General features: G+C 65.9%; 13 protein-coding genes. 7 read left to right on the plus strand and 6 right to left on the minus strand.

From position 1 onward, the window contains the following. Window position 1: 1 nt before the first annotated feature. The 4 genes from QCE83_RS02265 (at window position 2) to QCE83_RS02280 (ending at window position 7,923) form a co-directional block, all read left to right on the plus strand. Window positions 2-1,525, plus strand: coding sequence for an efflux transporter outer membrane subunit (locus tag QCE83_RS02265; protein ID WP_309807373.1), 1,524 nt, complete (start codon window positions 2-4; stop codon window positions 1,523-1,525). Window positions 1,526-2,075: 550 nt separating this feature from the next. After that, window positions 2,076-3,272, plus strand: a complete 1,197-nt coding sequence (locus QCE83_RS02270; protein WP_309807374.1) for an efflux RND transporter periplasmic adaptor subunit — start codon at window positions 2,076-2,078, stop codon at window positions 3,270-3,272. A gap of 18 nt (window positions 3,273-3,290) precedes the next feature. Further along, window positions 3,291-6,470: an efflux RND transporter permease subunit gene (locus QCE83_RS02275; protein ID WP_309807375.1), complete on the plus strand. Its 3,180-nt coding sequence runs from the start codon at window positions 3,291-3,293 to the stop codon at window positions 6,468-6,470. Window position 6,471: 1 nt separating this feature from the next. Beyond that, the gene (locus QCE83_RS02280; RefSeq protein ID WP_309807376.1) at window positions 6,472-7,923 is read left to right on the plus strand and encodes an efflux transporter outer membrane subunit; all 1,452 of its coding nucleotides are present in this window, start codon (window positions 6,472-6,474) and stop codon (window positions 7,921-7,923) included. Window positions 7,924-8,044: 121 nt separating this feature from the next. Here QCE83_RS02280 and QCE83_RS02285 read toward each other — a convergent pair whose 3' ends face one another. Then, window positions 8,045-9,436, minus strand: a complete 1,392-nt coding sequence (locus QCE83_RS02285; RefSeq protein WP_309807377.1) for a nucleobase:cation symporter-2 family protein — start codon at window positions 9,434-9,436, stop codon at window positions 8,045-8,047. Between the two features lie 571 nt (window positions 9,437-10,007). Here QCE83_RS02285 and QCE83_RS02290 point away from each other — a divergent pair. Genes QCE83_RS02290 through fghA form a run of 3 tightly spaced genes read left to right on the plus strand, consistent with a single transcriptional unit; the run spans window position 10,008 to window position 13,226 of the window. Then, complete coding sequence (locus QCE83_RS02290) at window positions 10,008-11,222, plus strand: AGE family epimerase/isomerase (protein ID WP_309807378.1); 1,215 nt, start codon at window positions 10,008-10,010, stop codon at window positions 11,220-11,222. Window positions 11,223-11,256: 34 nt separating this feature from the next. Next, window positions 11,257-12,363 (plus strand): S-(hydroxymethyl)glutathione dehydrogenase/class III alcohol dehydrogenase, encoded by a 1,107-nt coding sequence (locus QCE83_RS02295; protein ID WP_309807379.1) that lies wholly within the window; start codon window positions 11,257-11,259, stop codon window positions 12,361-12,363. A 14-nt stretch (window positions 12,364-12,377) separates the two neighbouring features. Next, entirely contained in the window at window positions 12,378-13,226 is an 849-nt protein-coding gene (gene fghA / locus QCE83_RS02300; RefSeq protein ID WP_309807381.1) for an S-formylglutathione hydrolase, read from the plus strand. Window positions 13,227-13,254: 28 nt separating this feature from the next. On the opposite strand, the gene QCE83_RS02305 is transcribed toward fghA, so the two are convergent. The 5 genes from QCE83_RS02305 to QCE83_RS02325 form a co-directional block, all read right to left on the minus strand. Continuing rightward, window positions 13,255-14,043 (minus strand): metal ABC transporter permease, encoded by a 789-nt coding sequence (locus QCE83_RS02305; protein WP_309807383.1) that lies wholly within the window; start codon window positions 14,041-14,043, stop codon window positions 13,255-13,257. Continuing rightward, a complete protein-coding gene (locus QCE83_RS02310) occupies window positions 14,036-14,950 on the minus strand; it encodes an ABC transporter ATP-binding protein (protein ID WP_309807386.1) in 915 nt (304 codons plus the stop codon). The genes QCE83_RS02305 and QCE83_RS02310 overlap by 8 nt, the downstream gene beginning before the upstream one ends. Further along, window positions 14,947-15,828, minus strand: coding sequence for a metal ABC transporter solute-binding protein (locus tag QCE83_RS02315; protein WP_309807387.1), 882 nt, complete (start codon window positions 15,826-15,828; stop codon window positions 14,947-14,949). The genes QCE83_RS02310 and QCE83_RS02315 overlap by 4 nt, the downstream gene beginning before the upstream one ends. A gap of 58 nt (window positions 15,829-15,886) precedes the next feature. Next, window positions 15,887-16,363 carry a Fur family transcriptional regulator gene (locus QCE83_RS02320; protein ID WP_309807388.1) on the minus strand — a complete coding sequence of 159 codons (477 nt, stop codon included), beginning with the start codon at window positions 16,361-16,363 and terminating at the stop codon, window positions 15,887-15,889. Between the two features lie 148 nt (window positions 16,364-16,511). Further along, window positions 16,512-16,910 carry a hypothetical protein gene (locus QCE83_RS02325; RefSeq protein ID WP_309807389.1) on the minus strand — a complete coding sequence of 133 codons (399 nt, stop codon included), beginning with the start codon at window positions 16,908-16,910 and terminating at the stop codon, window positions 16,512-16,514. Window positions 16,911-16,916: the final 6 nt, after the last annotated feature.

The following is a 16,916-nucleotide window of genomic DNA, read 5'->3' on the forward strand; positions in this document are numbered from 1 at the left end:
GATGCTTAAACATTCCTTGATCGCGGCCGCCGTGGCGCTGTTCGCCGCCGGCTGCACCATGGCGCCGAAATACGAGCGCCCGGCCGCGCCGGTCACGCAGGAGTTCCCGCAGGGCGGCGTCTACGCGACCCAGCCCGACGCGAACTCCACGGCGAGCAACGGCCGCACGGCCAACGGCCAGAGCGCGCCGGAGATCGGCTGGCGCGACTTCTTCGCCGACGCGCGCCTGCAGCAGATCGTCGCGCTCGCGCTGAAGAACAACCGTGACCTGCGCGTGTCGGTGCTGAACGTGCAGGCTGCGCAGGCGCAATACCGCATCACGCGCGCGGGCCTGTTCCCGACGCTCGATGCAGTCGGCACGCAAAGCAAGCAGCGCACGCCGCGGGATCTGTCGTTCTTCAATCAGACGATCTCGAACACCTACAGCGTGGGCCTGAACGCGTCGTGGGAAATCGACTTCTTCGGCCGCGTGCAGAGCCTGAAGGACCAGGCGCTGGCGCAGTATCTGTCGACGGCGGAATCGCGCAAGGCGGCGGAGATCTCGCTGGTGTCGTCGGTGGCGGACCAGTATCTGACGATGCTCGCCTACGACGATCAGCTCGTCGTCACGCAGAACACGCTGAAGACGGCGCAGGAGTCGTATCGCATCACGAAGCTGCAGTTCGACAACGGCACGGGCTCGGAACTCGACCTGCGTCAGTCGGAAGGCGTCGTGCAGCAGGCGCAGGCGAATCTGCAGGCCCAGGCGCGTCTGCGCGCCCAGGCCGAGAACGCGCTCGTGCTGCTGGTCGGCGAACCGCTGCCGGAAGGCCTGCCGAAGGGCATGCCGCTCGACACGCAGAACCTGCTCTCGGACATCCCGGCGGGCTTGCCGTCGGATCTGCTGACGCGCCGTCCGGATATCGCGGCCGCCGAGCAGTCGCTGCTCGCGGCGAACGCGAACATCGGCGCCGCGCGCGCGGCGTTCTTCCCGAAGGTGTCGCTGACGGGCAGTTTCGGCACCCTGTCGCCGAGCCTCGGCGGGTTGTTCAAGCCGGGCTCCGCCGCATGGTCGTTCGCGCCGACGATCGATCTGCCGATCTTCGAAGGCGGTCAGAACGTGGCGAACCTGGATCTGGCGAACATCCAGAAGCGGGTGGAAATCGCGAACTACGAGAAGGCGATCCAGACCGCCTTCCGCGAAGTGGCGGACGGTCTGGCGGCGCGCGGCACCTACGACGAGCAGATCAAGTCGCTCGAACGTTTCGTGCAGTCGCAAAGCCGCCGGCTGGAGTTGTCCGACCTGCGTTACCGCAACGGCGTGGACAGCTACCTGACGGTGCTGACGGCGCAAACCGACCTGTACTCGGCGCAGCAGCTGCTGATTACGGCGCGCCTGAATCGCCTGACCAACCTCGTCGATCTGTATCAGTATCTCGGCGGCGGCTGGATCGAGCATTCCGGCGATGCCCCGCGTCCCGCGGACGCGCCCGTGGACTACGGTTCGCAGAGCGCGCCGCAGCCGGCCTCGGCGCCGGCGGGCTGACGCCTTCCGTTCCGCCCGATGCAATGAAGCCCGGCCTTGTGCCGGGTTTTTTTTCGCCCGTCGCAGCCCGGCGATGACGGGATTTTGTTGAAATTCAACAAGCAAAGACAAACGTTCACGGATCTGCCCGATGATCGGGCGGACTGAATTCGCGCGCTCACTATAATCAATTGCTTGCCGCAGCAACGACTGCGTCAGTCTCTGTGGCCTGTCCGTGGGGTCGTCCGGCGTGTGTTGAGCGCCAGTCGAAACAACGCGTCCGGCCGTATCGAAACGCTGAAATCCCGCGATGCGAGCAAGCAAAAAGATTAGTCATCCCGAAATAATCCGATTCGCTTTCCGACACGACGCGCGGCGCCTTGCACGGCGCCCTTCCAGCGCGCGGTCCAGTCCGAAGCGCCAGTGATTCCCACCATCGGGGCTGCCTGAGCGGCCCTCGCATCGCACCTTGCACAGCGTGCGCGCGGCCATCGTGTCCGGCGCGCGTGGCTGCGCACGCGCGGTTGCCCTGCGTCATTTCAATTTCAGTCATCAAAGAGGTTCGCGTTCCATGCGTCTCACACGGATTCCATACCGCTTCATCGGTGTCGCGACGGTCGCCATGCTGACCGCCGCCTGCGGGGAAAAGCGTCCCGCGATGACGCCGCACACGCCGGAAGTCGGCGTCGTCACGCTGGCGCCCGTCACGGTGCCCGTCTCGACCGAACTGACCGGGCGCACCAGCGCCTTCCTCGACGCCCAGGTGCGGGCGCGCGTCGACGGCATCGTGCTGCGCCGCGAGTTCACCGAAGGCAGCGTCGTCAAGGCGGGGCAGCGTCTGTACAAGATCGATCCGGCGCCGTACATCGTGCAGTTGAACAACGCCCGGGCATCCCTCGCGAAGGCGCGCGCCAATCTCGACTCGACCACTGCGCAGGCCACGCGCTACAAGGTGCTGGTTGCCTCGAACGCGGTCAGCCGGCAGGACTACGACAACGCCGTCGCTGCGCAGTCGCAGGCCGCGGCGGATGTCGCGTCGGCACGGGCCGCGATCGACGCCGCGCAGATCAACCTCGGCTATACCGATGTCGTCGCGCCCGTCACGGGCCAGGCCGGCATCTCGCAGGTCACGCCGGGCGCCTATGTGCAGGCCGCGCAGGCCACGCTGATGGTGACGGTCCAGCAACTCGATCCCATGTATGTGGACCTGACCCAGTCGAGCATCGACGGTCTCAGGCTGCGCCGGCAGATCCAGGAAGGGCGGCTCGCCACCCATGGTCCTAACGCGGCCAAGGTGAGCTTGATCCTGGAAGACGGCCGCGTGTATCCCGAGCCGGGCAAGCTGCAATTCAGCGACGTCACCGTGGACCCGTCCACCGGTTCCGTGACCGTGCGCGCGATGTTCGACAACAAAGACCGCGTGCTGCTGCCGGGCATGTTCGTGCGCGCGCGCATCGAGGAAGGCGTGAATCCGAACGCGCTGGTCGTGCCCGTGCAGGGCGTGTCGCATGACCAGAAGGGCGGGGCGCAGGCGATGGTTGTCGGCCGCGACGACAAGGTCGCGCTGCGTCCGCTCGTCACCGGCGGCACCTACGGACAGAACTGGATCGTCGACAGCGGGCTGCAGCCGGGCGAGCGCGTGATCGTCGAGGGCATCGACAAGGTGCGTCCCGGCATGACGGTGAAGACGCAGCCGGCGCATCTGCCGGGCGCGTCCGCCGCAGCACCGGTTGCCGCTTCCGGCGGTTCCGGCGCCGGTGGTGCGTAAGGACGGGAGACACGCGCCATGGCCAATTTCTTCATCGATCGCCCGATTTTTGCGTGGGTGATCTCCATCATCCTGATGCTGGCGGGCGCGGCGTCGGTCGCGACCTTGCCGGTCGCGCAGTATCCGACGATCGCACCGCCCGCCATCCAGATTTCTGCCACCTATCCGGGCGCCTCGGCCCAGACCGTCGAGAACACGGTGACGCAGGTGATCGAGCAGCAGATGAGCGGGCTCGACCATCTGCTGTACCTGTCCTCCACCTCCGACGACAGCGGCACCGCCACCGTCACGCTGACCTTCGCCGCCGGCACCAATGCCGACATCGCGCAGGTGCAGGTGCAGAACCGCCTGCAACTCGCCACGCCGAACCTGCCGCAGGTCGTGCAGCAGCTGGGCACCAGCGTGTCGAAGTCGAGCAGCAGCTTCCTGCTGGTGCTCGCGTTCGTGTCGAAGGACGGCAGCATGAGCCGCGAGGATCTCGCGAACTACGTGGCGTCGAACGTGCAGGATCCGGTGAGCCGTCTGAACGGCGTCGGCACGGTGACGCTGTTCGGCACGCAGTACGCGATGCGCATCTGGCTCGACCCGAACAAGCTGACGCAGTACAACCTCACGCCGGTCGATGTGCAGAACGCGCTGCAGACGCAGAACGTGCAGGTCGCGGCGGGGCAGCTGGGCGGCACGCCCGCCGTGCCCGGCCAGGCGATGCAGGCGACCATCACGGAAGCCACGCTGCTGCGCACGCCCGAGCAGTTCGGCAACGTGCTGCTGAAGGTGAACCAGGACGGCTCGCAGGTGCGCATCAAGGACGTCGCGCGCGTGGGCCTGGGCGGTGAGAACTACATCTTCGAGACGCGCTACAACGGCAAGCCGGCCGCCGGCTTCGGCATCCAGCTCGCGACCGGCGCGAACGCGCTGGCCACCGCCAACGCCGTGCGCGCGAAGATCGACGAACTCTCGAAGTTCTTCCCGCCGGGGCTCGTCGTCGAGTATCCGTACGACATGACGCCGTTCGTCAGGCAGTCCATCAGCGAAGTGGTGAAGACGCTGTTCGAGGCCATCGTGCTGGTGTTCCTCGTGATGTACCTGTTCCTGCAGAACCTGCGCGCCACGCTGATCCCCACGCTCGCCGTGCCGGTGGTGCTGCTCGGCACCTTCGCGATCATGTCGGCGGCGGGGTTCTCGATCAACACGCTGTCGATGTTCGGCATGGTGCTCGCCATCGGCCTGCTGGTGGATGACGCGATCGTCGTGGTGGAGAACGTCGAGCGGGTGATGACCGAGGAAGGGCTCGGACCGAAGGAGGCCACGCGCCGCGCGATGAGCCAGATTACCGGCGCGCTGGTCGGCGTGGCGCTGGTGCTGGCGGCGGTGTTCGTGCCGGTGGCGTTCTCGGGCGGCTCGGTGGGCGCCATCTACCGGCAGTTCTCGCTGACGATCGTGGCCTCCATGGGCCTCTCCGTGCTCACGGCGATGATCCTCACGCCGGCGCTGTGCGCCACGCTCCTGAAGCCGCTGCCGCCGGGACACGGACCGAAGACCACCGGTTTCTTCGGCTGGTTCAATCGGGTCTTTGCACGCAGCCAGGAGAAGTATCACGACGGCGTGTATCAGGTGATTCGCCGCTCGGGCCGCTTCATGATCGTCTATCTGGTGATCATCGCAGCGGTCGCGCTGCTGTTCGCGCGCCTGCCGAAAGCCTTCCTGCCCGACGAGGACCAGGGAATGATATTCGTGCTCGTCGCAACGCCGGCCGGCTCCACGCAGGAACTGACGCAGCGCGCGCTCGACGACGTCTCGGGCTATCTGCTCAAGCAGGAAGGCGCGATCGTCGAATCGGCCTTCACCGTGAACGGCTACAGCTTCGCGGGCCGCGGCCAGAATGCGGGCCTCGTGTTCGTGCGCCTGAAGGACTTCGCCAAGCGCACCGGCGCGAAGGAGAAGGTGCAGGCGCTGGTCGGCCGGACCTTCGGGCACTTCGCGGGCTACAAGAATGCGTTGGTGTTCCCGGTGAATCCGCCGTCCATTCCTGAACTCGGCACGGCGTCGGGCTTCGACTTCGAGTTGCAGGATCGCGCGGGTCTCGGTCACGAAAAGCTGATGCAGGCGCGCGCGATGTTGCTCGGCATGGCGGCGAAGGATCCGTCGCTGGCGCAGGTGCGTCCGAACGGCCTCAACGACACCGCGCAGTTCCGCGTCAACATCGACCGCCAGAAGGCGCTTTCGCAGGGCGTGGATCCGTCGGCGATCGACCAGACCTTCTCGATTGCGTGGGCGTCGAAGTACGTCAATAACTTCCTCGATACCGACAGCCGCATCAAGAAGGTCTACCTGCAAGGCGATGCGCCGTTCCGCATGGCGCCGGAAAACATCGACAGCTGGTACGTGCGCAATGCGTCGGGCGCGATGGTGCCGTTCTCGTCGTTTGCAACCGGCAGCTGGAGCTACGGCTCGCCGAAGCTCGAGCGCTACAACGGCCGCTCGTCGATCGAAATCCAGGGCGTTGCCGCGCCGGGCAAATCCACCGGGCAGGCCATGACCGCCATGGAAGCGCTCGCGGCCAAGCTGCCGGCGGGCATCGGCTTCGAATGGACCGGGCTGTCCTATCAGCAGATCCAGTCGGGCTCGCAGGCGCCGGTCCTGTACGGCATCTCGATCCTCGTCGTGTTCCTGTGTCTCGCGGCGCTGTACGAGAGCTGGTCGGTGCCGTTCGCCGTGATCATGGTCGTGCCGCTCGGCGTGATCGGCGCGTTGTTCGCCGTGTCGCTGCGCGGTCTGGAAAACGACGTGTTCTTCCAGGTCGGCCTGTTGACCACGGTGGGGCTGTCGGCGAAGAACGCCATTTTGATCGTGGAATTCGCGCGCGACCTGCAGCTCACCCAGAAGATGGGTCCGGTCGAAGCGGCGATGGAAGCAGCGCGGCTGCGTCTGCGGCCCATCCTGATGACCTCGCTGGCGTTCATTCTGGGCACGCTGCCGCTCGCCATCAGCAACGGCGCGGGCTCGGGCAGCCAGCACGCGATCGGCACGGGCGTGATCGGCGGCATGCTCACCGCGACCTTCCTCGCCATTTTCATGGTGCCGATGTTCTTCGTCGTCGTGCGTTCGCGCTTCGGCGGCGACAAGGAGGACCCGCAAGCCGCGCTCGCGCACTACGACCAGAAGCGCCGCGCGGAAGCCGGCAAGGAGGCACACTGACATGCTGAGACTGACCTTGATTGCCGCGGCCATCGCGTGGCTTGCCGGTGGCTGCACGCTCGCGCCCAAGTACGCGCAGCCGGCGTCGCCGGTGCCCGCGGGCTATCCCGCCGATGGCGTCTATGCGGCGCAAGCGGCACAAAACGCGTCCGCTACGCCCGCAGCCGATGTCGGCTGGCGCGATTTCTTCGTCGATGCCCGCTTGCAGCAACTCATCGACATCGCCTTGCGCAACAACCGCGACTTGCGCGTCGCGGTGCTGAACGTGCAGGCGGCGCAGGCGCAATACCGCATCGCGCGCGCCGGGCTGCTGCCGTCGGTGAGCGCGCAGGGCGGACAGACGAAACAGCGCACGCCGCGGGATCTCGCGTTCGCCAACCAGACGATCCAGAACAGCTACTCCGTGGGTCTGAACGCGTCGTGGGAAATCGACCTGTTCGGCCGTGTGCAGAGCCTGAAGGACCAGGCGCTCGCCACCTACTTCGCGACCGCCTATGCACGCAAGGCGGCCGAGATTTCGCTGGTCGGGCAGGTCGCCACGCAATACCTGCAAGTGCTACAAGCCGACGATCTCCTCGCCGTCACGCGCCAGACACTGAAAAGCGCGGGCGATTCGTTCGGCATCGTCAAGCTGCAGTTCGACAACGGCACGGCGTCGGAGCTGGACCTGAGCCAGTCGCAAACCGTGATGGAAACCGCAGCGGCCAATCTGCAGGCGCAGGAACGCGCGCGGGCCCAGGCGGTGAACGCGCTCGCGCTGCTGCTCGGCGAACCCGTGCCGGACGATCTTCCGGAAGGCCAGCCGCTCGCCCGCCAGCCGATGCTCACCGACTTGCCGGCGGGACTGCCGTCGGACTTGCTGCTGCGCCGTCCGGACATCATGGAGGCGGAGCAGAACCTGATCGCCGCCAATGCGAACATCGGCGCGGCACGCGCGGCGTTCTTTCCGAGCATTTCGCTGACCGGCAGCTTCGGTACGCTGAGCCCGTCGCTCGGCGGGCTGTTCAAGCCGGGCTCGGCGGCGTGGAGCTTCGCGCCGACCATCACCCTGCCGATCTTCTCGGGCGGCCAGAACGTCGCGAACCTTGACCTGGCGAACGTCAGCAAGCGGATCGAGGTGGCGCGCTACGAGAAAACCATCCAGTCGGCGTTTCGCGACGTCGCCGATGGTCTGGCCGCGCGCGGCACCTTCGATCAGCAGATCGCGGCGCTCGAGCGCGATACGGCTGCGCAGCAGCGTCGTCTGGATCTTTCGACGCTGCGCTACCGGCAAGGTGTCGATGGCTATCTGAACGTGCTGACGGCACAGCAGGATCTCTATGCCGCACAGCAGACGCTCGTTTCCGCGCGCACGCAGCGGCTGGCGAATCTGGTGAGCCTGTATCAGGCGCTCGGCGGCGGGTGGATCGAGAAGACTGGGGACGCGCCGCGTCCGGCGGACGCGAGTTCGTGATGTGCGCAGGCGCCGTAAGGGCGCTTGCCACTTAAACGCTGCGGCTCACGCGAGCACAAAAAAAACGCCGCAACTTTCGTCGCGGCGCTCAACGCAAGCACTTCCGGGAACTACTCCATCATCAATGCGCGTCGCCCGCGTGGGCCGCGCCATCGAAATCGTGCGCGGCTTCGCGGATCTCGCGACGCGCCTCGCGTTCCTTGCGCACGCCGTTGAACACGATGTTCAAAATCACCGCCGTCACCGAGGCCAGCAGAATGCCGCTGTGGAGGATCGGTTCGAGCGCGTGCGGCAGCTGGGTGAAGAACTTCGGCGCGACCACCGGCACCATGCCCATGCCCACGCTGACCGCGACGATGAACAAGTTGTGATGATTGGTCGAGAAGTCCACGCGCGACAGCGTCTTGATGCCGTTTGCCGCGACCATGCCGAACATCACGATGCCCGCGCCGCCCAGCACGAACGGCGGCACTGACGCCACGACCTGCGCCATCTTCGGGAACAGGCCGAGCACGACGAGAATGACGCCGCCGGTCGCGCAGACGAAACGGCTCTTCACGCCGGTCACGCCGATCAAGCCGACGTTCTGCGAAAACGACGTATGCGGGAACGAGTTGAAGATGCCGCCGATCAGCGTGCCGAGGCCATCGACGCGCAGTCCGCGCACCAGCGACTTCTGATCGACGGGACGCTCGACCAGATCGCCGACCGCGAGGAACATGCCGGTCGATTCGATGAACGTGACGAACATGACGATGACCATCGTCGCGACGGAGAGCGGATCGAAATGCGGCAGGCCGAAGTGAAACGGCAGCACGATGCCGACCCACGGCGCATGCGCCACGCCGTCCATGTTGACGCGGCCGAGCAGCGCGGCGATGACGAAGCCCGCGACGATCCCGAGCAGCACCGAGATATTGGCGATGAAGCCGCGCGCGAACTTGTTGATGAGCAGGATCAGCGAGAGCACGACGAGCGAGAGCAGCAGGAACACCGGGTTGCCGTAGTCGGGATTGCCGACGCCGCCCGCCGCCCAGTTGATGCCGACGCCCATCAGCGAGAGCCCGATCACCGCGATGACCGTGCCCACCACGACCGGCGGGAAGAAGCGCAGCAGCTTGCCGATCATCGGCGCGAGCAGGATGCCGATCACGCCGGCCGCGATGGTCGAGCCGAAGACATCGAGAATGCCGAGCGAGGGATTCGTGCCGATGGCGACCATCGGGCCGACCGCGGCGAAGGTGCAGCCCATGATGACCGGCAGGCGGATGCCGAAGATCCACAGGCCGAGCGTCTGGATCAGCGTCGCGACGCCGCAGGAGAACAGGTCAGCGCTGATGAGGAACGCGACCTGATCCTTCGGCAAGCCCATTGCGGCGCCGAGGATCAGCGGCACCGCGACCGCGCCGGCGTACATGACGAGCACGTGCTGGATGCCGAGGGTCAGCAACTGACCGGCAGGTAGCCGCTCGTCGCACGGATGCACGGACGGGTTCACCGAACTTGATGCCATGTCTCTCTCCTTTATTGCCTTCTAACAAGAATGGCCTCCACGTTAAGTGCATCAAAATGCATGAACAAGACCACGCGGCGCTATACGTCGCGTTCGCCCGCCGATATGGATCGGGCGCGGCGGCGCGGGCGCAAACGTGCGCAGGTCCCGGCTACAAGGGGTTTGACGTATTGCAAGGGAAATTCGTCGGGTCGTGCAAGGCGGACTTCCTGCGGTGCTCGTTATGATGTGCATTAGCCCGTGCGTATAGTCGATTTTTGGCGCGGGTCGCGCGGCGCAGGGGTAAACCCCCGTTTTGCGCGTTTTCCCTAAGGCCTTTTTTCGCTCCGCCATCCCATGGTTTTTCCTGGAATCGATGCCCTTTACCTCGCCGGTTTGTCGCTCGACGAATGCTTCCTGCGCGTCCTCGATCCGGCCACGCGGTCCGACGGCGGGTTCACGGTTCGCCGCGAGAGCGCTTAAACTTGCGTACCCTCGAAGCCGATGCAACGCGCGCCGCGCATCATGAAGCGCCGCTTCATATGAGCGGCGCATGATGCCCGCCATCGTCCAGCTCACTCCGGAATCCGCCATGCCCGCACCTTCGCCGTCCCATCCCGACTTCCGTTCGCGCGCCTTCCTGCTGGACCACGTGCTGCGCACGATGACCTTCTATCACCCGCACTGCATGGACCCGGCGGGCGGCTTCTTCCACTACTACAAGAACGACGGCACGATCTACGACCGCACCTCGCGGCATCTGGTGTCGAGCACGCGCTTCGTCTTCAACTACGCGATGGCGTACAAGCACTGGGGCATGGACGAATATCGCGGCGGCGTGGTGCATGGCATCGACTATCTGCGCGAGTTTCACCGCAATCCGCAGACGGGCGGCTATGCGTGGACGCTCAACGGCCGCGAGGTGACGGACGCGACCAACCATTGCTACGGACTGGCGTTCGTCATGCTCGCGTATGCGAAGGCGGTCGAGGCCGGCGTCGACGAGGCGCGCGCCTATCTCGACGAAACCTGGGATCTGATGGAAGCCCGCTTCTGGGACGCGCCGCACGGTCTCTACAAGGACGAGGCGAGCGCGGACTGGCAGGTGTCGGACTATCGCGGCCAGAACGCCAACATGCACACCTGCGAGGCGCTGCTCGCGGCGTTCGAGGCCACCGGCGCCGAGCGCTATCTCGACCGCGCCGCGCTGCTCGCCGACAACATGGTGAACCGTCAGGCGGCGCTCGCGGGCGGGCTCGTGTGGGAGCACTACAAGCCGGACTGGTCCGTCGACTGGGACTACAACAAGGGCGACCGCAGCAACATCTTCCGGCCGTGGGGTTTCCAGCCGGGACACCAGACCGAATGGGCGAAGCTGCTGCTGATCCTCGACCGGCATCGTCCGGAAGCATGGCATGCCACGCGCGCGCGTGAACTGTTCGACCGGGCGCTGGAACGCTCGTGGGATCACGAGCACGGCGGCATGGTCTATGGCTTCGACCCCGAAGGCCAGTTCTACGACGAGGACAAGTATTTCTGGGTGCAGGCGGAATCGCTCGCGGCGGCGGCGCTGCTCGCGGAGCACGCGCGCAACGCGGGCGACACGACGCTCGCCGCGCGCTACTGGAACGATTACGACCGCCTGTGGGCCTATTCCTGGGAGCATTTCGTCGATCACAAGTGGGGCGCGTGGTATCGCATCCTGACGCGCGACAACCGCCAGTACAGCGACGAAAAGAGTCCCGCCGGCAAGACCGACTATCACACGATGGGCGCATGCTACGAAGTCTTGAACGTCGTGCGCTGAACCGAATCCGCCATCAAAACCGAGGAGCTGAACGATGAAGACGAAAGCCGCAATCGCATGGGAAGCAGGCAAGCCGCTGACGATCGAAGAGGTCGATCTCGAAGGTCCGCGCGCCGGTGAGGTGCTGATCGAAGTCAAGGCGACCGGCATCTGCCACACCGACTACTACACGCTGTCGGGCGCCGACCCGGAGGGCATTTTCCCGGCGATCCTCGGGCACGAGGGCGCGGGCGTCGTGGTCGATACCGGTCCCGGCGTCGGCACGTTGAGAAAGGGCGATCACGTCATTCCCCTCTACACGCCGGAATGCCGCGAGTGCAAGTTCTGCCTGTCGCGCAAGACCAATCTCTGCCAGAAGATCCGCGCCACGCAGGGCAAGGGCCTGATGCCCGATGCCACTTCGCGTTTCTCGCTCGACGGCAAGCCGCTGTTCCACTACATGGGTACGTCGACGTTCTCGAACTACATCGTCGTGCCGGAGATCGCGGTCGCGAAGGTGCGTGAAGACGCGCCGTTCGACAAGATCTGCTACATCGGCTGTGGCGTGACCACGGGCGTCGGCGCGGTGGTGTATTCGGCGAAGGTCGAGGCGGGCGCGAACGTCGTCGTGTTCGGGCTGGGCGGCATCGGACTGAACGTGATCCAGGGCGCGAAGATGGTCGGCGCGGACAAGATCATCGGCGTCGATATCAATCCGGGCCGCATCGAGCTGGCGAAGAAGTTCGGCATGACCCACTTCATCAACCCGAAGGAAGTGGAGAACGTCGTCGATCACATCGTGCAGCTGACCGACGGCGGCGCGGACTATTCGTTCGAATGCGTCGGCAACACGACGCTGATGCGCCAGGCGCTCGAATGCACGCACAAGGGCTGGGGCCAGTCGTTCATCATCGGCGTGGCGGCGGCCGGCCAGGAAATCAGCACGCGGCCGTTCCAGCTGGTCACGGGCCGCGAGTGGAAAGGCTCGGCGTTCGGCGGCGCACGCGGGCGCACCGACGTGCCGAAGATCGTCGACTGGTACATGGAAGGCAAGATCAATATCGACGACCTGATCACGCACCATCTCAAGCTCGACCAGATCAACGACGGTTTCGACCTGATGAAGAAGGGCGAGTCGATCCGCTCGGTCGTGGTCTACTGAACCCGGAGGCCTTCATGCTGGAACTCGTGGAAGAGCACCGCTGTTTCGATGGCGTGCAGCGTATCTACAAGCACGACGCCCAAAGCATCGGCCTGCCGATGCGCTTCTCGGTCTTTCTGCCGAAAGAGGCAGCGTCGGGCAAGGTGCCGGCGTTGTTCTACCTCGCCGGCCTGACCTGCACCGAAGAAACCTTTCCGATCAAGGCGGGCGCGCAGCGTTACGCGGCGGAGCACGGCATTGCGCTGATCGCGCCGGATACGTCGCCGCGCGGCGCCGACATTCCCGGCGAGAAGGACGCGTGGGATTTCGGCGCGGGCGCGGGCTTCTATGTCGATGCGACGCGCGAGCCGTGGTCGAAGCACTATCGGATGGACTCGTATGTGACGCAGGAACTGCGCGAGACGGTGATCGCGGAACTGCCGGTGCGCGAGGACCGCATCGGCATCTTCGGCCATTCGATGGGCGGGCACGGCGCGCTCGTGCTGGCGTTGCGCAATCCGGACATCTATCGCAGCGTGTCGGCGTTCGCGCCCATCGCGGCGCCTTCGCAGTGTCCGTGGGGCGTGAAGGCGTTTTCCGGCTACCTCGGCGACGATCGCGAGGCGTGGAAGCAGTACGACGCGAGCGAGCTCATCAAGGGCGATGCGGCGGCACGCTTCGAGGGCGGCATCCTGATCGATCAGGGGCTCGCGGATCAGTTCCTTGCCGAACAGCTGCATCCCGACGTGTTCGAGCGCAATGCGCGTGAAGCCGGACACACGGTGAACGTCCGGCGGCACGAAGGCTACGATCACGGCTACTTCTTCATCTCGACCTTGGTGGGCGAGCATGTCGCGCATCATGCGCGGGTGTTGTGCAAGTGAGTTTGCAGGACGGCGCCGGCGCGAGAACTCAGTCGCCGCGCCGTCCGATCAGACTCGCGCCATAGACGACGGCGGCGAGCATGGTGATCCAGAAGCTCGTCGGCCAGTCGGTGTAGTAGGCGAGCGTCAGCCCGATCCACGCCTGCCCGAGCGCGAACGCGGCGGCCAGCAACAGCCCTGACGACAGCCGCGTCGTGACGTTCTGCGCGGCGGCGGCCGGCCCGACCATCAGCGCGAACACCAGCAGCACACCCACGATCTGCGTACACGCCGCCACGGCCAGCGCAGTGATGGCGAGAAACAGCACCGACACGAGCCGCAGCGACACGCCCTTGGCCTCGGCCAGTTCCGGCTGCAGCGACGCGAACATCAGCGGCCGCATGATGAACGCCAGCGCCGCGAGACTCACCAGCGCGAGACCGAGCAGCACGATCAGCGTGTCGTGACTGACGCCGAGCACGTTGCCGAACAAAAGCGCGGTGGCCTGGGTGGCATAGGCGGTGAAGAAGTGCAGGAACAGCAGGCCGAAGCCCAGCGACAGCGACAGAATCACGCCGATCGCCACGTCGCGGCCCGAGAGCTTTTCGCCGAGCGCGCCCATGCCGATGCCCGCCGCGAGCGTGAAGCCGACCATGCCCCAGAGCGGCGGCATGCCGATCAGCACCGCGCCGGTCGCGCCGGTGAAGCCGACGTGCGAAAGCGCGTGGCCCGCGAAGGTCTGCCCGCGCATCACCAGAAAATAGCCGACGATGCCCGCCAGCACCGCGACGATTCCCGACGCCGCGAATGCATTCACCATGAAGTCGTATTCAAACATTGTGCGTGTGGCTTCCCTTCTTGCCCTGAGCGCCGGCGTGCTCATGATGATGCGCGTGGCCATGCCCGTGCCCGTGGTCATGATCGTGCGCGTGTTCGCCGTCTTCCTCGTGGGCGTGATCGAGCTTGTCGATCTCGACATCGCCCGACATCACGAAGATGCGCCCGTTCACGCGCATCACGTCGATCGGCGAGCCGTACAGCCGTGACAGCACCGGCTTCGAGATGACCTCGTCGACGGTGCCGAGCGCCGCGCGGCCGCTGCCGAGATAGAGCACGCGGTCGAGCGAGTTCAGCAGCGGATTGAGTTCGTGCGCCGAAAACAGCACCGTGATGTTCAGTTCGCGCTGCACGCGCCGCACCAGTTCCACCACGCCGGTCTGATGTCGCGGATCCAGGCTGATGAGCGGCTCGTCGAGCAGCAGGAGACGCGGATTGCCGAGCAGGCATTGCGCGAGCAGCAGGCGTTGCCGCTCGCCGCCCGACAGTTCCGACAGCGGCCGCGACGCGAGCTGCCGCGCGCCGACGAGCTCGAGCACGCGCTCGACTTCGGCACGCACGCGCGCATCGCGATGCGGCAGGCCCCAGCGATGCCCGTCCGCGGCCATCGCGACGAAATCGCGGCCCAGCACGCGGCGGTTGGCGAGACCGCTGCGGATCTGCGGCATATAGCCGATCGACGCATTGCCTCGCGCCACGGCCTCGCCGTTGACGCGGATCGCACCGCTCTTCAAAGGCACGAGGCCGAGCAGTGCGCGCATCAACGTGGTCTTGCCCGCGCCATTCGGTCCGAGCACGCCGATGAACTCGCCGTTGTGGACCGTGAAGCTCGCGTCGTTCAGGATCTCGCGACCGCCGAGTTCCAGCGTGACGCGTTCGACTTCGAGCGCGGGTCGTGCTGCATTCATCGTTGCCATCCTTGCAGCGCGCCCGCGAGTGCGTCGAGCTGCGACTGCATCCATTGCTGGTAGGTCCTCTTCGCCGGCCGCGGTTCCGTCACGCTGATGCTCGGCACGTGCGCGTCCTTCGCGACGCCCAGCAGGCGCTTCGTCAGCGCGCCGGTGGCCTGGCTGTTGTAGATCAGCACGTGCACGCGGCGCTCGCGCAAGTCCTTCTCGAAGGCGGCGATATCGGCGGGGCTCGGTTCGGTCTCGTTCATCGACGCCATCTGGAAGCGCAGGTTGCGCATTTCGAAGCCGATGGCATCCGCCATGTAGCCGAACACCGGTTCCGTCGCCGTCACGGGCACGCCCTTGTAGTGCGCCTTCAGTTGCGCGACGCTGGCGTCAATCGGCTTCAGCGAGTCGAGGAAGGTTGCGAGACGGGCGTCGTAGTCGCTCTTGTGCGACGGATCGGCGCTCACGAGATAGGCGCTCACCGCGCGCGCGACGACCGGCATGGTCGCCGGGTCATACCAGAGGTGCGGATTGTCGCCGGCCTTCTTGCCGACCAGCTTCGCCGCGACGATCACCGTGCGCTTGTCGTTGCTCTTCGATGCCGCAAGCAGCTTATCCATCCACGGATCGTAGTCCGCGCCGTTGTACACGACGAGCGACGCGTGCTGCAACGCGCGCGCGGTTTTCGGGCTGGCCTCGAACAGATGCGGGTCTTCGTCCGGATTGCTGAGGATGCTCGTCACCTGCACGTAGTCGCCGCCGAGCTGGCGGATCACGTCGCCGTAGAAGTTCTCGGCCGCGACGACCGGCACGCGCGCCGCCTGCGCGGAAGCGGTACTGCAAAAGCCGAGCGCGAGCGCGAAGCAGGTCAGGACGTGCGCGAATTTCATCGATTTCCTTGTGTGGTGGCGGTCAGAGCTGGGATGGGTGTCGTTGCTGGCGGGCGCTTCAGGCGCCGTGCGGGCGATGCTGCGCCCGATGTTTCTTCTGGCAGTCGGCGCACAGGCCGCTCAGCTCGACGACCTGGTGATGCACCTTGAAGCCATGCGCGGGCGGACTCGCGGACAGCGACGACGCGAGTTCGCGGCCCTGGATTTCGAGCGTCGCGCCGCATTCGTCGCAGATCAGAAACTGGCTTTCGTGCGGCTTGCCCGCATCGCAGCAGGCGACAAACGCGTTCTTCGATTCGATGCGATGCACGAAACCGTTCTCGACCAGGAATTCGAGCGCCCGATACACGGTCGTGGGCGGCACGCGCGAGCCGCGCTGGGGCTGCATGGCGTCGATGAGATCGTAGGCGCCGATCGGCTTGTGCGCCTGAAGGACGAGTTCGTACACATGGCGGCGCAGCGGCGTCAGCGCGACGCCGCGCTCGGTGGCCAGCACCTCGGCACGCGCGAGCTTGGTTTCGACGGAATCGGTCATGACATTCGGGCCACGCGGAGCGTGAACCAGGCAAGGGGTGAATGCGGGGGCGGACCAGCCGCTCGCAATGCAATCCGGCGATGATATAACGTATCAACGGAAGATGCACGCGGGGTCATGGGCGACCGTGCTCCGCGGCCCTTCGCCGTCAACGTTTCGACAGATATCCGGCGAGTGCGTCGTGCATGATGGCGTAGATGAGCGGGTCGTTCGTCACGCGGATACGGCCCACATGCACGACTTTTCCCGCGACGGTCGTCACGCCGCGAACGAACTGGCAATCGTCATAGCAGGTCAGGGTTCCGCCGCTCGCGCCGTCCTGATAGCGGACCGACGGCGTCCTGCCGGTCCGGTTGCCCAGATACCAGACGAGCACGCGCCGTTCGGCCGCGCCTTCGCCGGCGGACATGCGGGCGTATTCGAACGCGTCGCCCTGGCGTCCGATGTAGTAGTGAGCTTGCGCGGCGTCGTCCGCGCTTCGGGCATCCGCGCCCAGCAGGGCGAGCGCGGCGGCCAGCCAGTGATACATCGATCCGGGTGCGCGCATGGCGTT

The organism is Caballeronia sp. LZ034LL (genome assembly GCF_031451215.1).
Taxonomy (GTDB): Bacteria; Pseudomonadota; Gammaproteobacteria; order Burkholderiales; family Burkholderiaceae; genus Caballeronia.